This window comes from Paenibacillus rhizophilus, assembly GCF_003854965.1.
Lineage (GTDB): Bacteria > Bacillota > Bacilli > Paenibacillales > Paenibacillaceae > Paenibacillus_AQ > Paenibacillus_AQ rhizophilus.
In genome coordinates this window covers 53,582-72,375 of the sequence record NZ_RQPI01000012.1, presented here as the reverse complement: position 1 = coordinate 72,375, position 18,794 = coordinate 53,582, and the positions used below count along the sequence as shown (strand labels likewise).

Annotated in this window: 15 protein-coding genes; all 15 read left to right on the top strand. The window is 55.9% G+C overall.

Annotation, left to right across the window (positions count from 1 at the left end; all coding sequences use genetic code 11):
- Nucleotides 1-136: 136 nt before the first annotated feature.
- The 15 genes from EH198_RS18120 to EH198_RS18050 all read left to right on the top strand — a co-directional run bounded on the left by EH198_RS18120 (nucleotide 137) and on the right by EH198_RS18050 (nucleotide 18,765).
- Complete coding sequence (locus tag EH198_RS18120) at nucleotides 137-880, top strand: IclR family transcriptional regulator (RefSeq protein WP_124696936.1); 744 nt, start codon at nucleotides 137-139, stop codon at nucleotides 878-880.
- A 371-nt stretch (nucleotides 881-1,251) separates the two neighbouring features.
- Nucleotides 1,252-1,893, top strand: coding sequence for an ABC transporter permease (locus tag EH198_RS18115; RefSeq protein ID WP_124696935.1), 642 nt, complete (start codon nucleotides 1,252-1,254; stop codon nucleotides 1,891-1,893).
- An 81-nt stretch (nucleotides 1,894-1,974) separates the two neighbouring features.
- Nucleotides 1,975-2,907: a glycine betaine ABC transporter substrate-binding protein gene (locus tag EH198_RS18110; RefSeq protein WP_124696934.1), complete on the top strand. Its 933-nt coding sequence runs from the start codon at nucleotides 1,975-1,977 to the stop codon at nucleotides 2,905-2,907.
- Between the two features lie 102 nt (nucleotides 2,908-3,009).
- Nucleotides 3,010-4,044 (top strand): ABC transporter ATP-binding protein, encoded by a 1,035-nt coding sequence (locus EH198_RS18105; RefSeq protein WP_124696933.1) that lies wholly within the window; start codon nucleotides 3,010-3,012, stop codon nucleotides 4,042-4,044.
- A complete protein-coding gene (locus tag EH198_RS18100; RefSeq protein WP_124696932.1) occupies nucleotides 4,025-4,732 on the top strand; it encodes an ABC transporter permease in 708 nt (235 codons plus the stop codon). The genes EH198_RS18105 and EH198_RS18100 overlap by 20 nt, the downstream gene beginning before the upstream one ends.
- Before the next feature lie 15 nt (nucleotides 4,733-4,747).
- A complete protein-coding gene (locus EH198_RS18095) occupies nucleotides 4,748-5,707 on the top strand; it encodes a nucleoside hydrolase (protein WP_124696931.1) in 960 nt (319 codons plus the stop codon).
- 2 nt (nucleotides 5,708-5,709) lie between these two features.
- Complete coding sequence (locus tag EH198_RS18090) at nucleotides 5,710-7,374, top strand: thiourocanate hydratase (protein WP_124696930.1); 1,665 nt, start codon at nucleotides 5,710-5,712, stop codon at nucleotides 7,372-7,374.
- Between the two features lie 136 nt (nucleotides 7,375-7,510).
- Nucleotides 7,511-8,617, top strand: coding sequence for a thiohydantoin desulfurase (locus EH198_RS18085; RefSeq protein WP_124696929.1), 1,107 nt, complete (start codon nucleotides 7,511-7,513; stop codon nucleotides 8,615-8,617).
- Nucleotides 8,610-10,154 (top strand): HAL/PAL/TAL family ammonia-lyase, encoded by a 1,545-nt coding sequence (locus tag EH198_RS18080; RefSeq protein WP_124696928.1) that lies wholly within the window; start codon nucleotides 8,610-8,612, stop codon nucleotides 10,152-10,154. Before EH198_RS18085 ends, EH198_RS18080 begins: the two co-directional genes overlap by 8 nt.
- 445 nt (nucleotides 10,155-10,599) lie before the next feature.
- A complete protein-coding gene (locus EH198_RS18075) occupies nucleotides 10,600-11,967 on the top strand; it encodes an FAD-dependent oxidoreductase (protein ID WP_124696927.1) in 1,368 nt (455 codons plus the stop codon).
- Entirely contained in the window at nucleotides 11,964-12,905 is a 942-nt protein-coding gene (locus tag EH198_RS18070; RefSeq protein ID WP_124696926.1) for a carbohydrate ABC transporter permease, read from the top strand. The genes EH198_RS18075 and EH198_RS18070 overlap by 4 nt, the downstream gene beginning before the upstream one ends.
- Nucleotides 12,906-12,943: 38 nt before the next feature.
- Entirely contained in the window at nucleotides 12,944-13,780 is an 837-nt protein-coding gene (locus tag EH198_RS18065) for a carbohydrate ABC transporter permease (RefSeq protein WP_124696925.1), read from the top strand.
- Nucleotides 13,781-13,920: 140 nt separating this feature from the next.
- The gene (locus EH198_RS18060; RefSeq protein ID WP_185702959.1) at nucleotides 13,921-15,276 is read left to right on the top strand and encodes an ABC transporter substrate-binding protein; all 1,356 of its coding nucleotides are present in this window, start codon (nucleotides 13,921-13,923) and stop codon (nucleotides 15,274-15,276) included.
- 188 nt (nucleotides 15,277-15,464) lie between these two features.
- Nucleotides 15,465-17,213 (top strand): sensor histidine kinase, encoded by a 1,749-nt coding sequence (locus tag EH198_RS18055; protein ID WP_124696923.1) that lies wholly within the window; start codon nucleotides 15,465-15,467, stop codon nucleotides 17,211-17,213.
- Nucleotides 17,188-18,765 carry a response regulator transcription factor gene (locus EH198_RS18050; RefSeq protein WP_124696922.1) on the top strand — a complete coding sequence of 526 codons (1,578 nt, stop codon included), beginning with the start codon at nucleotides 17,188-17,190 and terminating at the stop codon, nucleotides 18,763-18,765. The genes EH198_RS18055 and EH198_RS18050 overlap by 26 nt, the downstream gene beginning before the upstream one ends.
- The last annotated feature ends 29 nt before the right edge of the window (nucleotides 18,766-18,794 follow it).

Below are 18,794 nucleotides of genomic sequence, written 5' to 3'. Positions count from 1 at the left end.
ATGGCAGTGGCATGAGTAAATTCGAAATTTGATTGTTCTGACTTTTTCAGCGGCCTCCGGATGCGGGAGGTCTTTTTTTCAAAGTCGTCAACATAATTGCAATAGACAGTAGAGGAGTCGTTGGAAGGTGCAGAAAATGAATGGAACACAAACGCTCAGCCGCGCGCTGGATATCCTGTTCGCCTTGGCGGAAGCCGGCGATACGCTTACAGTCAGCGAGATTGCCGAGAAGGTCTCGATACCGGAGAGCACCACGTACCGGCTTCTCCAGACGCTGGAGCAGAACGGCATAGTGGAGAGAAGGGGGAGAAGCCGGATCGCCCTGGGGCTGCGGATTCTGGATTTGGCAAGGAGCCTCAACCTGCAGTTTCAGCGGGACCTGCTGCCCCTGGCGCTGCCGATTATGGAGGAGCTGACGGAGAAGGTGCAGGAAACGTCGGTGCTGTTCGTGCGGACCGGCAATAATGCCGTGTGTATCCAGAATGTGAAAAGCAACAGTAGTCTGATCCAGTTCTCCATCGAGAATGGACGGATTTTGCCGCTGCATTTGGGCGCTTCCGGCAAATGTATCCTTGCTTTTGAGAGCGGCAAGGTCGCCCAGCGGATTTTTGAGACGATTGAGGATGCCGAGGACAGAGCGCGCCTGAAAGCGGAGCTTGAAGCGGCCCGGGCTCACCAGTATATCATTACCAAGGGCGAGGTGGACCCCGATGTGTTCGCCATCGCCGCCCCGATTACGGACGGACACGCCCAGGCGGTCGCCAGTCTGTCCGTCGCCGGTCCAAGCTTTCGCTGCAGCCCGGAGCGGGAGGGCTTTATCATTGAAGCGGTGAAGCAGGCTGCGGTCGAATTATCGCGGCGAATGGGGGCTGGACATTAATTTTTTTAAATTCCGATAAAAATACTAGAATTAATGGTTGACAAAATAAGGCTATCAATAATAATATTGAACTGTGGAGTTTAATTATCATATGTTAATAAATAATCCTTGATTATGAATGAATCATTCGTATCGAGCCGATATTCCATGCGCTTATCACAAGCACTTAAGGTGTTTGTGATTTATCTTCACCCTAATTCATATTATATTGATTTGAATACTACATATTTGTGAGGTGTTTTACGGCATGAAGTTCATCTTGCCTCTTCGCGTGAAAATCCCGGGAACCGGGCGATGTCGAAGCTCCAATATTCAACTACAAACGACACCGGCCGCTTTCACCATTTTATTTTGAAGGGCGGTGATCCTGATTGATTGATCGGATACTCGAATATCTGTCCGAGAACCAGGACGTCTATCTCAACGCTGTACTGACGCACATCGGCATCAGTGTTGCAGTTGTAACGATTGGCATATTGATCGCTGTTCCTTTAGGAGTATTGTGCGCCAAGTTTTTGAAGTTGTCCCAGCCGGTCCAGGGACTGTTTAACATTCTCCGTCTGATACCGAGCCTCGCCATTCTGATTGTGATGATGCCGGTGATCGGAACAGGGCTTGCTCCCGCGATATTTGCGTTGACGCTGCTTGCTTTTCCGGCGATTTTGATCAACACGAGCATTGGCTTCACGGGAATAAGCCCTTCGGTTATCGAGGCGGCCAGAGGGATGGGGATGAGCCCGCGCAGGATTCTGTTCACGGTTGAATTTCCGCTTGCTTTTCCCATGATTATCACGGGAATAAGAACGGCTGCGGTGGAAGTGATTGCGAGTGCAGCGTTGGCCGCTTATATCGGAGCCGGCGGTCTAGGGGAGCTGATCATCATCGGACTCCAGGTGCCAAGCACAGCTATTTTACTTGTCGGGGGGGTGTCGGTAGCGATCCTGTCCATAGCGGCGGACGTCATTCTTGCCATTACCCAGAAGAGACTTACGAGACATTTGTGGCTGAACTGAGATTGGGCGGCTGCAAGATTGAAAGGCTGGATAGTTTACCAGAGAACTGATAAATATTTTTAGTTGGGGAGAGAAAACCATATGAAAAAATCCATGAAGTCCATATTCACCACTACGCTACTGGCTATTGTCGTCCTTTCTGCATTGCTCTCGCTCGCCGGCTGTTCCAAGGGAAGCGCAAGCGGCCCGGCCATTACGGTAGGCTCCAAAGATTTCACGGAGTCGCTGGTTCTTGCCGAGATTTACGCAAAAGCGCTCGAAGACAACGGATTTTCGGTGAAGAGAGAATTTAACATCAGCGGGCAAGGGCCTCACGAGGCGCTGCTGAAAGGCAGCATTGATTTATATCCGGAATATACCGGAACGGCGTTAACGGTTATTTTGAAGGAGCCGGCATTGTTTGACGCCAAGCAAGTGTACGACAAGGTTGCAGCTGAGTACAAAGACAAGTTCAAGCTCGCCCTGCTCGACCAGGCCAATATCAATGACTCGCAAGGTCTGGTTATCACCAAGAAAGCTTCGGATCAATTTGGCATCAAGACGATATCCGATCTGCAGAAGAATGCGGACAAAATCAGATATGCCTCCAACGGTTCGTTTGACGAACGCGAGGATGGACTGATCGGCCTGAAAAAAGTGTACGGAGAGTTCAACTTCAAATCCTCAAAGGTATATGACGACGGCATCAAGTATCAGGTGCTTAAAAATGACGAGGCCGATCTGGCCGTGGCGTACACGACAGAGGGCTCGCTGGTCGATCCGCAGTTCGTCGTGCTGGATGATGACAAACATCTGTGGCCTCCTTATTATGTGGCGCCGGTTGTCAGAGAGAGCGTAGTAAAGGATTCGCCGAAGGTGGCGAACGTACTGAACGCCGTGTCGGCAAAGCTTGACAATCCTACGATTATCAAGCTCAACGCCGCCGTAGATATCGACAAAAAAGAGTATGAAGAAGTAGCGGGCGACTATTTCGAGACCATCAAAGCCGATGTGAAAGCGGCAGCGGGCAAATAAGATTACTAACCAAAAAGGAAATGAAAACCACGTATCGATTGGGTAGTGGTTTTCATTTTTTCTTGGTGATTATGACGGTTAGGTGGAGAGGGGTTGATATCGGTGAGCAAGACAGCGCTTGAATTTAAAAACATAAGAAAAAGATTCTCCCATACGGAGGCTGACGCCGTTTCCGATGTCAGCATCACCGTAAATGAAGGTGATTTTATCACCATACTCGGGACATCCGGCTCCGGGAAAACCACGCTGTTAAAAATGGTCAACCGGATCTATGAAAGCACTTCGGGCGATATCTACTTCTATGGTGAAAATATTAAAAAGCTGAAAGTGGAGGACTACCGGAGAAAAATCGGCTATGTCATCCAGCAAATCGGGCTGTTCCCGCATATGACCGTGGCGGACAACATCGCTACCGTGCCCAAAATTCTCCGTTGGAGCAAGGAGAGAATCAATGCCCGCGTGGAAGAACTGCTTGAACTGGTAGGATTGCCGGGCGAAAGCTACCGGAAGAGGTATCCTTCGCAGCTCTCCGGCGGGCAGCAGCAGAGGATCGGGCTGGCGCGGGCAATGGCCGCTGATCCTCAGGTCATGCTGATGGATGAGCCGTTCGGCGCGATCGATGCGATCACAAGACAGAATCTGCAGGATGAGCTGATCCGCATACAGAAAAAACTGAATAAAACGATACTATTTGTCACTCATGATATTCATGAAGCCTTCAAGCTCGGCAATAAAGTCATCATTATGGACCAGGGGAAAGTCCAGCAGTACGACACGCCGTTCAATATCCTTTTTCACCCGGCCAATGAATTTGTTGCGCAATTAGTAGCTTCCGAGAATATCATCAACCGGCTCAAGATTCTGAAAGCTGAAACCGCCGTGCAGCCATTAACCCGGACCCCGGATGATACGGATATCTATATCGGCAAGGATGAGTTTCTCGACAGTGTGCTGTCAAAGTTTTTTGAAAGTGGAATGAAAACTATCATTGTGACGGATGCGGACAGCAAGCCGGTCGGAGAAATCGCTTGGGATCAGTTCAATCAACTGCTGCGTTCAAAGGACAGCGGGTCGCCAACCGGCAGCCAAAACCGGATCAGTGAGAAGGTGGGCATCCATGCTGCAATCCATAGCTGATTTTCTGGCCTATTTTGCAAAATATCATGACAAAATGCTTACCATGACGCTTGAGCACCTGCAAATCGTTACGCTCGTCCTGCTTATTTCGATCATTATCGCCGTGCCGCTCAGCCTTGCTCTATATCATTCGCACAAGCTGTCAACGGTTGTACTGGCTGTGCTTGGAGCGCTGTATGCTATTCCCAGCCTTGCTTTCTTTGCGATCCTGATTCCGCTTCTCGGGCTGGGCATCCCCACAGCCGTTACCGTGCTGGTTGTCTATACCCAATTTATTTTGGTGAGAAATATTTTGGCCGGTTTCAAATCGGTCGATCCGTTCTTGCTGGAAGCGGGGCGAGGGATGGGTCTTAGCGCATCGCAGCTATTTTTCAGAGTGCAGCTTCCGCTTGCCATGCCTGCCTTGCTCGGCGGCCTCAGGCTGGCAGTTATTTCCGCTATCGGGATGGCGACGATCGCCGCAATGATTGGAGCAGGAGGTCTGGGCACGCTGCTGTTTGACGGTCTCCGCATGAATTTCGCATACAAGATACTATGGGGAACGATTCTGGCCTCGGCGCTGTCCCTGATCGCCAACTGGATTCTTTTGTTCTTTGAAAAGCGGGCGATGAAACGGGCGCGCGGCGAACTGCATCTGCCGAAAACGGGGCAGCCGTCCCAAAATCTTCGCCAAGCTCTTGAAGAGTAAAGGGGGCCGCTGCTTATGAAGAAGATCCCCTTAGTAATGGATGTCGATACCGGCACAGACGATGCCATTGCCATCATCTGCGCGCTGATGAGCACGGAGGTGCTGGATATAAAAGCATTCACCGCCGTCGCCGGAAATGTCGGAGTCGATCTTACGAGCAGCAATACTCTTAATATTGTGGATTATCTTGGCTTTGATATCCCTGTTGCGATCGGCGCGGCGAAGCCGCTAAACAAGGATCTGCATACCGCGATCAGTCATGGCGCAACCGGCCTCGGCGATGTGATTGTGCCGAAATCGAACAGGGCATTTTACGAAAGAGATGCGGCTGACACCATCTATGAGCATGCCGTTGCCCTGCAAGGCGAGCTTGAAATTGTGGCCGTCGGCCCGCTTACCAATATTGCCGAGGCAATTATTCGTTACCCGGATATTATACGGCTAATCAAACGGATTACGATTATGGGCGGCGCGCTCAGAGGCGGCAATATGACCCCGGCTTCCGAATTCAATCTGTATGTTGATCCGGACGCCGGGAAAATCGTGTTCGAATCAGGCATCCCTCTGGTGATGGTCGGCCTTGATGTGACGCTGAAACCGCAGCTCCCGCTTGCTGTTGTTGAAACCGTCAAGCGGCTGGACAACAAATTTGCGAACTTGGCTGCCCGGATTTTCGACTTTATGCTGCGCCGCTGCAAGCAGTTCGGATTTGATCCGCCGAATGTCCATGATGCCATCGCCTTGGCCAGCCTGATCGTTCCCCGGCTCGTTACCCTGAACAAATATGTAATGACGGTGGAAACCGAAGGGACGGTAACCCGCGGCATGACCGTTGCCGACTTCAACAACGTTACGGGCAAAGAACCGAATGTGAGTGTTGCGGTTGATGTGGACTGCAATCTGTTCTGGGACTGGATGACAGGCAAATTTTTAAGCGCGGAGAGAGATATGATTGAAACAGAAAGGAAGGGATAGCCGTGGGCAGAATTACGGCGGCAAGAGGAGGAGAATTACGCTGCAAGGGGTGGCGGCAGGAAGCGCTGCTGCGGATGCTGGAGAATGTGCTGGAGAACGGCGAGAACCAGAAGGAGCTTATCGTCTATGCTTCATTGGGCAAGGCGGCGCGGAACTGGCCGTCCTACAGAGCCATCGTGGACACGTTGAAGAACCTGGAGGAGGAAGAGACGCTGGTCATTCAATCGGGCAAACCGATCGGCGTCTTCCGTACGCATCGCCAGGCTCCGCTCGTTGTGATGGCGAATTGCAATCTGGTGGGCAGATGGGCGACCAGTGAGAACTTCTATGAATTGCAGGACAAGGGCCTGATCATCTGGGGAGGGCTGACAGCCGCCGCGTGGCAGTACATCGGTTCGCAGGGCGTTATCCAGGGAACGTATGAAATCTTCCAGAGCATTGCGCGCCTGCATTTCGGCGGAAGCCTGCAGGGCCGTTTCATTCTGACGGCCGGTTTGGGCGGCATGGGCGGGTCTCAGCCGCTGGCCGGAACGATGGCGGGCGCAGCTATTCTATGCGTGGAGGTCGCGGAGGAACGGATCGACAAGCGCATTGCGGCGGGGTACTTGCAGCGCAAGACCGCAAGCCTGGATGAAGCGTTGGCCTGGATCGAAGAGGCGAAACGCAGCGGAGAGGCGTTGTCGGTCGGCCTGCTCGGCAATGCCGCCGACGTCTATCCCGAGCTGCTGGCGCGCGGGGTGCTGCCGGATATTGTGACGGACCAGACTTCCGCGCATGATTTGCTCTACGGGTATATTCCGAGAGGCTATACCCCCGTCACTGCGGCGGAGGCCCGCAAGCAGGACCCGGCCGGACTTCAGGAAGCCGCCGGAGCGTCGATTGCCGCCGAGGTCGGAGCGATGCTGCAATTCAAGGAGCGCGGCGCGGTCGTCTTCGACAACGGCAACAACATCCGTTCGCAGGCGGTGAAGTATGGCGTCGTGAGCGCATTTGACATCGATATCTTCACCGAAGCTTTCCTGCGGCCCTTGTTCGCCCGAGCCATCGGCCCGTTCCGCTGGATCGCCCTCAGCGGCGACCCGCAGGATATCCGGACCATCGACGAATATATTTTGCGTGAATTCAGCGACAACGAGATCGTGTCGAACTGGATCAAGCTGGCGAACGTTCACATACCGTTCGAGGGGCTGCCGGCCCGAATCGGCTGGTTCGGCCACCGGGACCGCAGCAGACTGGCGTTGGCCGTGAATGACATGGTCCGCGAAGGCAAGCTGAGCGGTCCGGTGGCGTTCTCGCGCGACCATCTGGATGCCGCCGCCATGGCCCATCCGAACATCATGACGGAGCGGATGAAGGACGGCAGCGATGCGATTGCCGACTGGCCGCTGCTGAACGCGATGCTGAACTGCTCCTCCATGGCCGATCTGGTGGCCATTCATTCCGGCGGCGGGGGTTACGCGGGATACATGACGAGCGCCGGCGTCACCATTGTCGCTGACGGCAAAGCGGAGAGCGACCTGCGGCTGCGGACCGCCCTCGATAACGATACCGGGCTGGGCGTGCTTCGCTATGCGGATGCCGGATACGAGGAGTCGCTGGATGAGGTGGAACGCAAGGGAATCGCACGAATTGATACCGGGAGAAACGAAGAGATTTTGGCGGATTAAAACTTGAACCGGCTGAATTTGGCCGACTGATACGTGTGCAAAAAATAATGGCCGCAAGCCGAAAAAGCGCGGGCATCAGCGCATGAATGCCTTTCACGCGCCGCACCCGGCTTGCCGCAGGAGGAGACTGGGATAAATGAGAGAGTTAACGAGAGATGATGTAAACGCCGCGGTTAGAGGCGGTTCCGTATTTGCCAGCGGCGGGGGCGGCTGGGTGGACCACGGTCTGGATATCGGTCACGCCGCGCTTAGCGTGGGCCGTCCGAAGCTGGTGTCGGTCGATGAACTGCCGGAAGACGCTATTGTTCTGACTTGCACAGCCATTGGCGCCCCGGCGGGCCGCGACTGGCAGATGCTCGGCAAAGATTACATCAAGGCCGTGCAGCTCGTAATCGACCACTACGACGGCAAAATTGCCGGAGTCATGACGCCGCAGAACGGAATGTCCAGTACGATCAACGGCTGGCTGCCTGCGGCCGCGCTCGGCCTTGCGGTTGTGGACGCCACCGGGGACATCCGCGCCCATCCCACAGGCAAAATGGGCTCGCTCGGCCTCGCCTCGTCCATTGATTACGAGACGGTCCAGGCGGTGGCCGGCGGCAAGCCCGAGCTTGGCAGCTACATTGAGCTGGTTGTAAAAGGGACGCCGGCGCGGACCTCGAACATTTTGCGTACCGCGTCCGACATGGCCGGCGGCTTCATCGCCGCGGCTCGCCATCCGCTCCCGGCGAAATATATCAAGGAGCATGCCGCGCTGGGCGGCATCTCGATTGCGATTGAGCTGGGGCGGGCTATCCTTGCGGCCGAGCCGGATGGCGCGGAAGCGGTGCTGAACACGATCGTGCGCCATACGAAGGGCAAGATTGTTGGCAAAGGCACGGTAACAAAGAAAAATGTGCGGTATTCCGGCGCTTTTGATATCGGCACAATCGAAGTGGAAATTCCGGAAAATACGCTGATCCTGCATGTGATGAACGAATATATGGCGGTGGACGACCAGTCGGGCAAACGGCTGACCACTTTCCCCGATGTCATTGCGACCATCGATTTGGCCACAGGCCGTCCGGTAAGTGTGGGGGATCTGCAGGAAGGGCAGGAGATTGCCGTATTTGCCATAGATAAATCCAATGTTCCGCTCAGCTCCAGCGTCAAGGACCCGAGCGTCTATCCTGAAGTGGAAGCGGTGCTGGGGATTGACCTCCAAAGCTACGCCTTCAATAAGGAGAAGAAGGTTCATGCCTGAAAGAAGCTGCCAACTATCAGGCAGCGCTCTTGTGCTGGACGGAACCGGTCTTAGCGTTGCCGATGTGGACAACGTCGCCCGCGGCCGCCGAAAGGTTGAGATCGCGCCGAGCGCCTGGGAACGGCTGAAGAAGGCGCGGCAGGTTATCTTCGAGCTGGCGGAGGAAGGACTGCCCGTATACGGGTTGAACCGGGGCGTGGGCTGGAATAAGGATAAAGTCATTTCTCCCGGTTTGTATGAAGATTACAACCGCAGCCTGCTGCTGTCCCACAGCGCAGGGATCAAGCCCGAGGCCCCGGAGGAGGTGGTCCGGGCGACGATGCTCGCCCGGCTGAACGGATTGCTCGCCGGAGCCACCGGCTCGCAGCCGGAAATCGCCGCGCGCTACGCCGATTTCCTCAACCTGGGGCTTCACCCCGTACTGCCGCTGCGCGGTTCGGTGGGCGCTGCGGATATCACCCTGATCGCCCACCTGGGTCTGGCGATGATCGGGGAAGGGGAGGCGGAGGTTGGCGGACGCCGCCTGAAGGCCAAGCAGGCGCTCGCGGAGCTTGGACTGGCTCCGCTGAGGCTGGGGCCGAAGGACGGGCTGGCCATCGTCAGCTCCAATGCGCTCTCCGCCGGGAATGGCGCGCTGGCGCTGCATGATCTGGCCGGATTGCTGGAAGCCGCCGATACGGTGTACGCCCTTTCGCTGGAGGCGATTCGCGGCAATATCAGCCCGCTGGACGAAGCCGTTCACCGCAAGCGTCCATTCCGGGGGCAGCTTGCAAGCGCGGCGAATGTCCGGAATAATCTTGCTGACAGCGGCCTTTGGGAGGCGTATAATGCGGACTCCCTGCAAGACCCGCTCAGCTTCCGCGATGCCTGCCAGATCCACGGCGCGGCCCGTGATGCGCTTGACTATACCCGGGAGCTGCTGGAGATTCATCTGAACAGCCCGGACGATAATCCCTGCGTGCTGACGGAAGAGCGGCGCATATTATCCTGCGCCAATTTTGATCCCGTTGTCTGGACGCTCGGCTTTGAGATGCTGGGCAGCGCCCTGCATCATGTCTCCAAAAGCTCCTGCTACCGCATCCTCAAGCTGGGCGACCCGGCCTTTACCGGCCTCAGCCGCTTTCTGACGCCGGATGCGGACCGCTCGCTCGGCTTCAGTACCGTCCAGAAGACGGCCTCTTCGCTGGATGCGGAAATCCGCCATCTGAGCAACCCGTCATCCGCCGATTATATGTCGCTGGCGGGAGATATCGAGGACCACGGAACCAACGCGCCGTTTGTCGTCTCCAAGACAAGGGAGATCATCGACCGGCTCACCTATATGCTGGCGATTGAAGCCATTCACGCCGCCCAGGCCATTGACCTGCGCGGCGGGGTCAAGCTTGGACGGGGAACGGAGGCGGCCTACCGTCTGCTCCGCTCCGCCGTGCCTTTTCTGGATGCGGACCGCTGCCAGACGATTGATATAGAGGCGGCGTACTGTCTGATCAAGGACGGGGAGTGGCTGGCAGCGGTGCGGCAGGCGCTACGTGAGTGAATGTTAGAGCGAATGATGTCGCACACCCCAAAAGAAGATATATTCGTACAAATTCCCCGTACAGGCGGCTACTAGGCGGCATCGAAATCATCAGCGAGACTGTGCTGTAAGATGCTAGGATTGGACCCGTCAACTGGCATCAGGACAATTGAGGTTGATAACCAGGGTGAAGAACATTGCAATTATTGTCAATCAATCCACGGATGGCGAATTTTTTATTCCAACTATGATTTCAAAATATAAATAAGAGTTACATTATCCGTTTTTTCCGTCGCAGGCAGATGCCTGCTTTTTTTGCGCCTTTAGCTGCCCAAAGGTCAAAAAAATACACATCAACCGGTATGAGACCTATACCGTACTTTGGACCGCCGGTTGCTATAATAGGGTCGAATAGAAGCGGCGGACCCTGCCGGGAGCGGGAATTCGCCGGGAAAGCGAGGCTCGTATGGATAGCTACAAATTGAAGAGCAGGGAAATCCCGCTGAATACTTCCTATGAGGTGATCGTCGTCGGCGGCGGACCGGCGGGCTGCACTGCCGCGGCGTCGGCCGCGCGGGAAGGGGCGAAGACGCTGCTGATCGAGGCCACCGGAAGTCTCGGCGGAATGGGGACATCGGGGCTGGTCCCGGCATGGTGCCCATTCTCGGATAAGGAGAAAATGGTCTACCGCGGGCTGGCGGAGAAAGTGTTCGAGACGCTGAAAGCGCAAATGCCCCATGTGAAGCCGGAAGCGCTCGATTGGGTGCCGATCGAGCCGGAGAAGCTGAAGGTCGTCTATGACGATCTGGTGACGGAGGCCGGCGCCGACGTGCTGTTCCTCACCTCGCTGGCCGAGGTGGAGACGGACGGGCAGGGAAACGTGACGGCGATTATCGTCCTGAACAAGGGCGGGCTTCAGGCGTTCCGGGCGCCGGTGTATATCGATTGCACAGGCGACGGGGATGTCGCCGCCTGGGCGGGAGCGGAGTACCGGAAAGGCGACAGCGCCACCGGAGATCTCCAGCCGGCTACCCACTGCTTCGTCCTCGGCAATGTCGACGATTACGCTTATCTATACGGTCCGCTTCTCCATAAGGAGAATCCGCGGAGCCCGATCCACGAAGCGTTTGCATCAGGCCGATATCCGGATGTGCCGGACACCCATCTCTGCAACAATCTGATCGCTCCTCGCGCCGTCGGCTTCAACGCCGGCCATCTGTGGCAGGTGGACAATACGGATGCCCATTCCGTATCCAGGGCGCTGATCCGTGGGCGGAAGATGGCCGCCGCCTACCGCGACATGCTGGCCGAGATCCAACCGGCCTCCTTCGGCAACGCTTATGTGGCCAGCACCGGCACACTGATGGGCACACGCGAATCGCGGCGCATCATCGGCGATTATGTACTGACGGTGGATGACTACGTCTCCCGCCGGAGCTTCGAGGATGAAATCTGCCGCAACAGCTATTTCATCGATGTGCATGGCACCGAGAAGGAGGAGAAGAGCGAAACCGGCTCGGCGCAGACGATTACGCTGTACGGGCCGGGCGAATCGCACGGCATCCCCTACCGCTGCCTGACTCCGCGCGGCCTGCGCAATGTGCTTGTGGCCGGGCGGTCCATCTCCTGTGAGCGCCGGGTGCTCGGCAGCGTCCGCGTCATGCCGGTCTGTCTCGCGATGGGCGAAGCCGCCGGATTGGCCGCAGCCCTCGCCGCCTCGGCGGGCGGCGATGTGCATGCAGTCGACGTCGCAAGGCTGCGGCAGCGCCTGCGGGAAGAAGGGGCCTATCTGCCGGAAATGTCTCCCGCCGGGAACAGGGGAGATCTGAGATGAGCCAACATGCAACCGTACAGAAGCAGCTGGCCGCAAAGGATAAGAGAACGTACTGGACGCGCCGGCGGCGTGAACAGCTGGCCGGCTGGCTGTTCATTGCGCCCGAGGTGATCGGCATGCTTGTCCTCGCTGTATTTCCGCTCATTTTCAGCCTGGGCCTCAGTCTGACCGAGTGGAACCTGGTCGGCGGCCTGTCCGCCATCAAGTTTATCGGCCTCGATAATTTTGCCGAGCTGTTCCGGGACGACCGGTTCCTCAAGGCGCTGAAGAACAACATCGGCTTCACCGCTGGCACAGTGCCGGCTACGATGCTGCTGGGCGTCGTTTTTGCAGCGATCATCCACAAGAAATTGTACATCAAGGATTATTTCAAAGTGGCGTTCTTCGTACCTTATATTTGCTCGACGGTCGCGGTTTCCGCGGTGTGGTCGGCGCTCTATCATCCGTCCAAGGGACCGCTCAACCAGCTGTTAATCCAGCTTGGCGTCGCCGATCCGCCGCGCTGGCTGGTGGACACGAGCTGGTCGCTGGCCGCAATCATGGTGATTTATATCTGGCAGCTGCTCGGTTACCAGATCATCATTTTTCTGGCGGGGATGGCCAATATTCCGGATGAACTTTACGAGGCCGCGACGATCGACGGAGCGACAGGCATCCAGCAGTTTCGGCGGATCACGCTGCCGATGCTCGGGCCGACGACTTTTTTTCTGGCGATTACCAGCATCATCTCTTCATTCAAGGTGTTCGACATGATCAAGTTCCTGACAAACGGCGGACCCAATTACTCCAGCACGGTCATCGTATACCAGATTTATGAAGAAGGATTCCAGCATTTCCGGATGGGCTACGCTTCGGCCATGTCCTGGATACTGTTCCTGATCATCATGCTCGTGACTTCGCTGACCTGGATTACGCAGAGCCGGAAGGTGCATTATTAAGTTTCGAAATTAAGTTTCGAAGAAAGGACATAAGCGCAATGACGATACGAAAAATCAAGCTTGGGTCTGTCGTGCTTACGGCGCTGTTCGGCGCTCTATCGATCTTCTTCCTGCTTCCGCTGGTCTGGATGATGTCCTCAGCCGCCAAGACGGAGAAAGAGGTCTGGACATTTCCGATTCAGTGGATTCCTGAAGATTGGCATTTTATTGAAAATTTCAAGACCGTCTGGATGGGGGATGTCTCCTTCGGCCTCTTCTATATGAACTCGGTCAAAATCGCCTTGATCTCCACACTGGCGACGCTCATCGTCTCCGCCATGGCCGGTTATGCGCTGTCCAAGCTGAAATTTACGGGGAAGGGCCTCGTCTTCAGCGCGATGATGGCTTTCATGATGATCCCGGAGCAGGCGACGCTCGTTCCCCGCTATATCATGATCAAGGAAATGGGCCTGTACGATACGCATGCCGCACTGATTCTGATGGGCATGTTCTCCAGTTATTTCACCTTTTTGCTGAGGCAGTTCATGATCGGGGTGCATAACGATCTGCTGGAGGCGGCAGAGCTGGACGGCGCCGGGTTCTTCCGCATCTTCTGGAGTGTCATGCTGCCCCTGAGCCGTCCCATTCTGGCGACCGTCGGCATCATCAAATTCATCTGGACCTGGAATGATTACCAAGGGCCGCTGATCATGCTGAATTCGACCAATCTGTATACGATTCCGCTCGGCATGCAGTTCTTCAAGGAGGAGTTCGGAACCACGATTTCCGTGATGATGATGGCTTCGCTTGCCGCCATTATCCCGCTGCTCGTGCTGTTCCTGGTGCTGCAGAAGCAGGTGATTAAGGGCATTTCCATCGGCGGGGTAAAGGGTTGAAGCGCCCGGCCTGGACTGGCGGAACTTGCGCAGACGCAAAGTCAAAAATGTCTACGCACGCACCGCAAGACTGTACACGGTGCCCACGGCGGCGAGGGAGTATAATTAAATTGCATCAACCAATTGAAGGGGGAAATGGTATGAAGAAACCTGCATTATGGTTGGCCGGCCTGCTGCTGACGTTCTCGGTCACCGCATGTTCCGGAAGCGGGAATGCTCCGGCTGCGAACGATAAAGAGGCCGCCGATCCGACCGCGGCAAGCCAGACGAGTACACCAGGGGAGAAAGAAAAAATCAAATTTTACACCTTTAAGTCCAATAAACCGGAGGAGCCGGCATACCAGGCGGTTCAAGCCTACAACCAGTCGCAGGACAAAGTGGAGGTGGAATATGTTTCGCTTGTCCAGAACAGTGATAGTACGGAGTTCCTGAAGAAGCTGGACGTTCTCGTTGCCGGCGGTGAAATTGTAGACGCTTTCATGACCGGTAATGAGGAAGAATTGATGGAGCGGGCTTCGCGCGGAGTTGTGGAACCGCTTAACTCGTATTTTGAGGCCGAGGGCGTAAAGCCGGAGGATGAATATTTCAAGGTGCTCAAGCTGGATGGCAAAGTCTACGGGCTGATGGGTTCTGCAACGCAGTGGTTTACGGTCTTCAACAAGAAGTATCTGGATGAGGCCGGACTTAAGCTTCCGGAAATGGGCTGGACCTGGGACGACTTCCGCGATTATGCCAAAAAGCTGACGACCCCGGATCACTACGGGACCTATTTCCACACCTGGGGCGAATATGCGAACATCATCGCGTACACCGAGCATCCGAATCCGCAGCTGAACGCCGATCTGAAGCCGATCTTCGACGACCCGTCCTTCAGCTATTTCTTCAACCTCCGCCGCGCCATGGAGAAGGAAGACAAGAGCGTCGAGCCTTACGCGGATGTGCTGGCCTCCAACTATCATGTGCTGCAGCAGTTTTTTGCCGGTAAAGCCAGTATGCTGGCCGTTCCGAGCTACGCGGTCCGGGCGGGTCTCAATCTGGAGAAATTCCCGCATGATTTTCAGATGGTGTACGCGCCGCTGCCGCGTTCCGTGGACGCAACCGATGTCGGCATGACGAACATTTCCGGCGGTGGCCTGGCGATCGGAGCCAAGTCTGCGCATAAGCAGGCAGCGTATGATTTCATCCGTTGGATGACCAAGGAATCCTACAAGTACACACAGGAAATTCCGGCGCTGAAAAAGGTAGACGGCAAGGCGCTGCTGGAACAGTTTTTTAGCGAAAACAAAAACTTGATCGATACCGACTCGCTCGCCAAAACCTTGTTCGACAGCCGCAACAAAATGCCGGAGGGCACCTTCACCGTTCCCTACGGCAGCCAGCTGAAGACAATTGTCGAAAATTCCTTCGCCAGCTATATGCTGGACAATCGCAAGTTCGATGATGTGAAGGCGGAAATGACAGCGGAAGTCGAAAAGGTAGTCGCCGCCAACAAGTAACGGCTATATACCGTATTTGATTAACCCCATCGGGTACCCCGCAAATCACCCGCAGGCCAGCTCCAAAAGCCCATCTGTGCCATGCGGCGTGCTTTTGCGGGACAATTTTTAACCGAAATGTCATAATGGCGCGCAATCAGGGTTTATAATAGCAGTATACCGATACTCTGGGAGAAGGATGGCCCGATATGCAATGGTTGAACCGTTTCTCCTATCATCGAAGGCTGCAATTCTCATTTCTGGCCCTGATTCTGCTGCCTTTTGCCGCCGTGACCTTCTGGTCTTACCTGTCCGTCAGGCAGAACGTTAGTGACAAGATTCTTCACACGAATGAAGAGACCATCACCGTCATCGCCAATCAGATCGAAAAAACGATCGATAACATTTCCTTCGCATCGCTCTATCTCTCCGAAACCTATGATCCCGAAGTCCTGAACAGTCTGCGCTACCTGACGAACGCCGAGAGCTTCGGTGATTACAAGTCCTACATTCATCAAGCCAAATTGAAATCGATAGGCGGCATCCTCACGATCCAGGCGCTTGACGCGGATCTTGAGATTATGATCGTCAACCGGAACAACCGGATTATTATGGGCAATCTGGACCGTCCCATCTTCTCGAAGGTGCCGGATCGTTTCCTTAAGGAGAGCGCCAGGCTGAACCTGAATGAAGAGACCGTGCTCCAGTGGTTTCCCTACCGGGAAAGCGGTTCTGTTCCGGAGTACTACTATGCCGCCCGTTTTATCCTCGATCCCCGGAATCATGAGAAACTGGGCACCCTGTTCATCGGCATTCCCCGGCATTATTTCGAGAATCTGCTGGACACGGGCAACGCTTCCGTTGTTCTGTCGCTGGTTGATTCGGCGGGGGAGACAATCGCCGTACGCCGGGGAAGCGAGGTTGAAGGCCGGAGGAAGCCGCTGCACAGCGAGGTCCGGATCGAAAGGACCGGCTGGCTGCTGACAAGCGAGCTTCCCCGCAGCTCGATCGACAGTCATATCAACCGGGAGTTTCTCGTGTCCATCTCGGTAGTCGGCGTGTTTTTCGCCGCCTTTGTGGTGCTGTCCATGTTCTGGGCAGGATATATGAACAAGCCGATCAGTCTGCTCCGCGCCAGCGTCAAGCAGTATGTCGGCGGCAACCGCAGCGTGCGGATTCCGGTCAAGGGCAAGGACGAGGTGGCAATGCTGTCGGCCGCTTTCAACCAGATGCTCGAGGATATCAACCAGCTGCTGCATCAGGTGGAAAGCGAGCAGGAAGAGAAGCGGAGGCTGGAGCTTCGGGCGCTGTCGGCGCAGATCCGGCCGCATTTTCTGCTCAATACGCTGAATTCGATCAAGGTCAATCTGCTGATGGCCGGCGACAGCATCCACGGGGGAATGATCGACGCGCTGATGAAGCTGCAGCGGGCCTACGTCCATGCCGACCAGCCGATTCAGCTTGCCGAAGAGTGCGCCATTCTCAGCAGCTATGTGCAGGTGATGCAGATCCGCAACCGGCTGGATATCGCCTTCCACTACCGGCTTGAGCCGGGAACGGAAGAGCTGGAGCTGCCGAGGCTTCTGCTGCAGCCTGTAGTCGAGAACGCGATCGCCCACGGCTTCTCAGCCCGTCCCGAGTATCCCCGCATCGAGCTGGAAGCGCGCCTTGGCGGCGGCATGATCGAAATCGCGATTTCCGACAACGGACGGGGAATGAACGAAGAGGCGATCAAGCGGCTGAGCCGCCGCCTGTCGGGCGGGGAGCCCGAGCTGCCGCAGCCAGAGAAGGGCGTGGGGCTGATTAACACGGCCCGGCGGCTGCAGGTGCTGTATGGCTACCGGTCGCGCCTGACGGCGGCAGCGAACCCGGACGGCGGCATGATCTTTACATTCTATATTCCGGTGACGGGCGGCAAGGAGGTTTCTTCCCATGATGACGGTCATGTTGATCGATGACGATGTGCCTATGCTGGACTATGTGAAGCATTTGCTGGGCCAACTCGATCTGGAGCTTGAGGTGGCCGCTGCGGCTTCCGGCAGCGAGCAGGCGCTGGAGATGTTTCATGACAGCCTGCCCGATCTGGCCATCGTCGATATCGGCCTGCCCGGTATGGACGGACTGGAGCTGGCGGAAGCGTTCCGGATGATGAAGCCGGAGGTGCGGCTTATTTTCCTGACCTGTTATGAAGATTTCCATTATTCCAAACGGGCGATTCAGCTGGAGGCCGACGATTATCTCATCAAAGATGAGCTTACGCCCCAGCAGCTCCGGGACAGCGTCGGCAAGGCGATGGAACGTTTCCGGGGGCGCCGGGAGCTGCTGGAGCGGTACTCGTTCCAGCAGGCGATCGAGCGGAACCGGGAGGTGCTCAAGCAGAACTTCCTGAAGCAGCTGCTCTCGGAAGGCGGAGAATGGGACAATATTCTGCTGTTCGGCGAACGGCTCGGCATTTCCTGGAAGCTGCCCTATCTTCGCCACGGCTTTCTGCATATCGATGCCGCATCCGTTGTCGGACGCTATCGGTACAAGGACATTCCGCTCCTTCATTTTGCAGTCGGCAACATCGCGGCCGAGCTGTCCTCCAGTCCGGCGTCAATCACGGCGCTGATGGATGGAGAGGCGGACATTTATTTGCTGTGGAACGTCGAAGACCGGAATGTCCCGGAAGACGAACTGATCCGGTATATGATGTCTGTCCGGGAGAAGGCGGAACAGTATCTGAAGGTTAGCGTGCGCGGCTTCTATGCGTCGGAGGCGGTTCCGGTCCGGCAGTTTGTCGATACCTACAAGCAGCTGGCGGAGTATCGCGACCACAGCTTCTATGGACCCGCCCTGCCGGCCGCGATGCTGAAGCCGGACCGCACGTTCCTGACGGCGGCTGAATCGAAACCGGAGAAAGAGAAGGTGATGCTGTCGCTGGCGCTGGAGGAAGACAACGCCGCCTGGATCGACCTGGCCGTGGGCAAGCTGCTGCAGCATGCTGAAGCGGAACATTGGTCGCCAAAGCTGCTCAAAGAAGCTTACGCGGATTGTGTCCGCCGGATGGCGTCCGAGACGAACGGAACGGCGGAGGAAGCGTTCTTCGTCCACTTAAGCCGGTCCCTACGGGCGGAGGAAGCGGCGCACCTGACGAAGCGGGAGCTGTGGAACTTGTGGCGTCATCAGGCGCTGACGCCGATCAGCGATCTGGAGAAGGACATTCGACTTCAGGCCATCGACGTTTTTCTCCGGGAGCATGTCGACCGGACGATAACATCGGTAGATATGGCGGAACATTTGCACCTCAACCCCAGCTATTTCTCGCGCTATTTCAAGCGGCTGGCTGGGATGAAATTTACGGATTACGTCAATAGCTACAAAATCTCCATCGCCATTTCCATGCTTCGCCGGGAGAACGAGACCGTCGAAAATGTGGCTTATACGCTCGGTTTTTCGGACCGGGCTTATTTCTCCAAAGTCTTCAAGAAGTACAGCGGCAAGAGCCCCAGCGAGTTCAAGAATGCTTAGTATGGGGCCAGAACAATTATGGGGGAGTA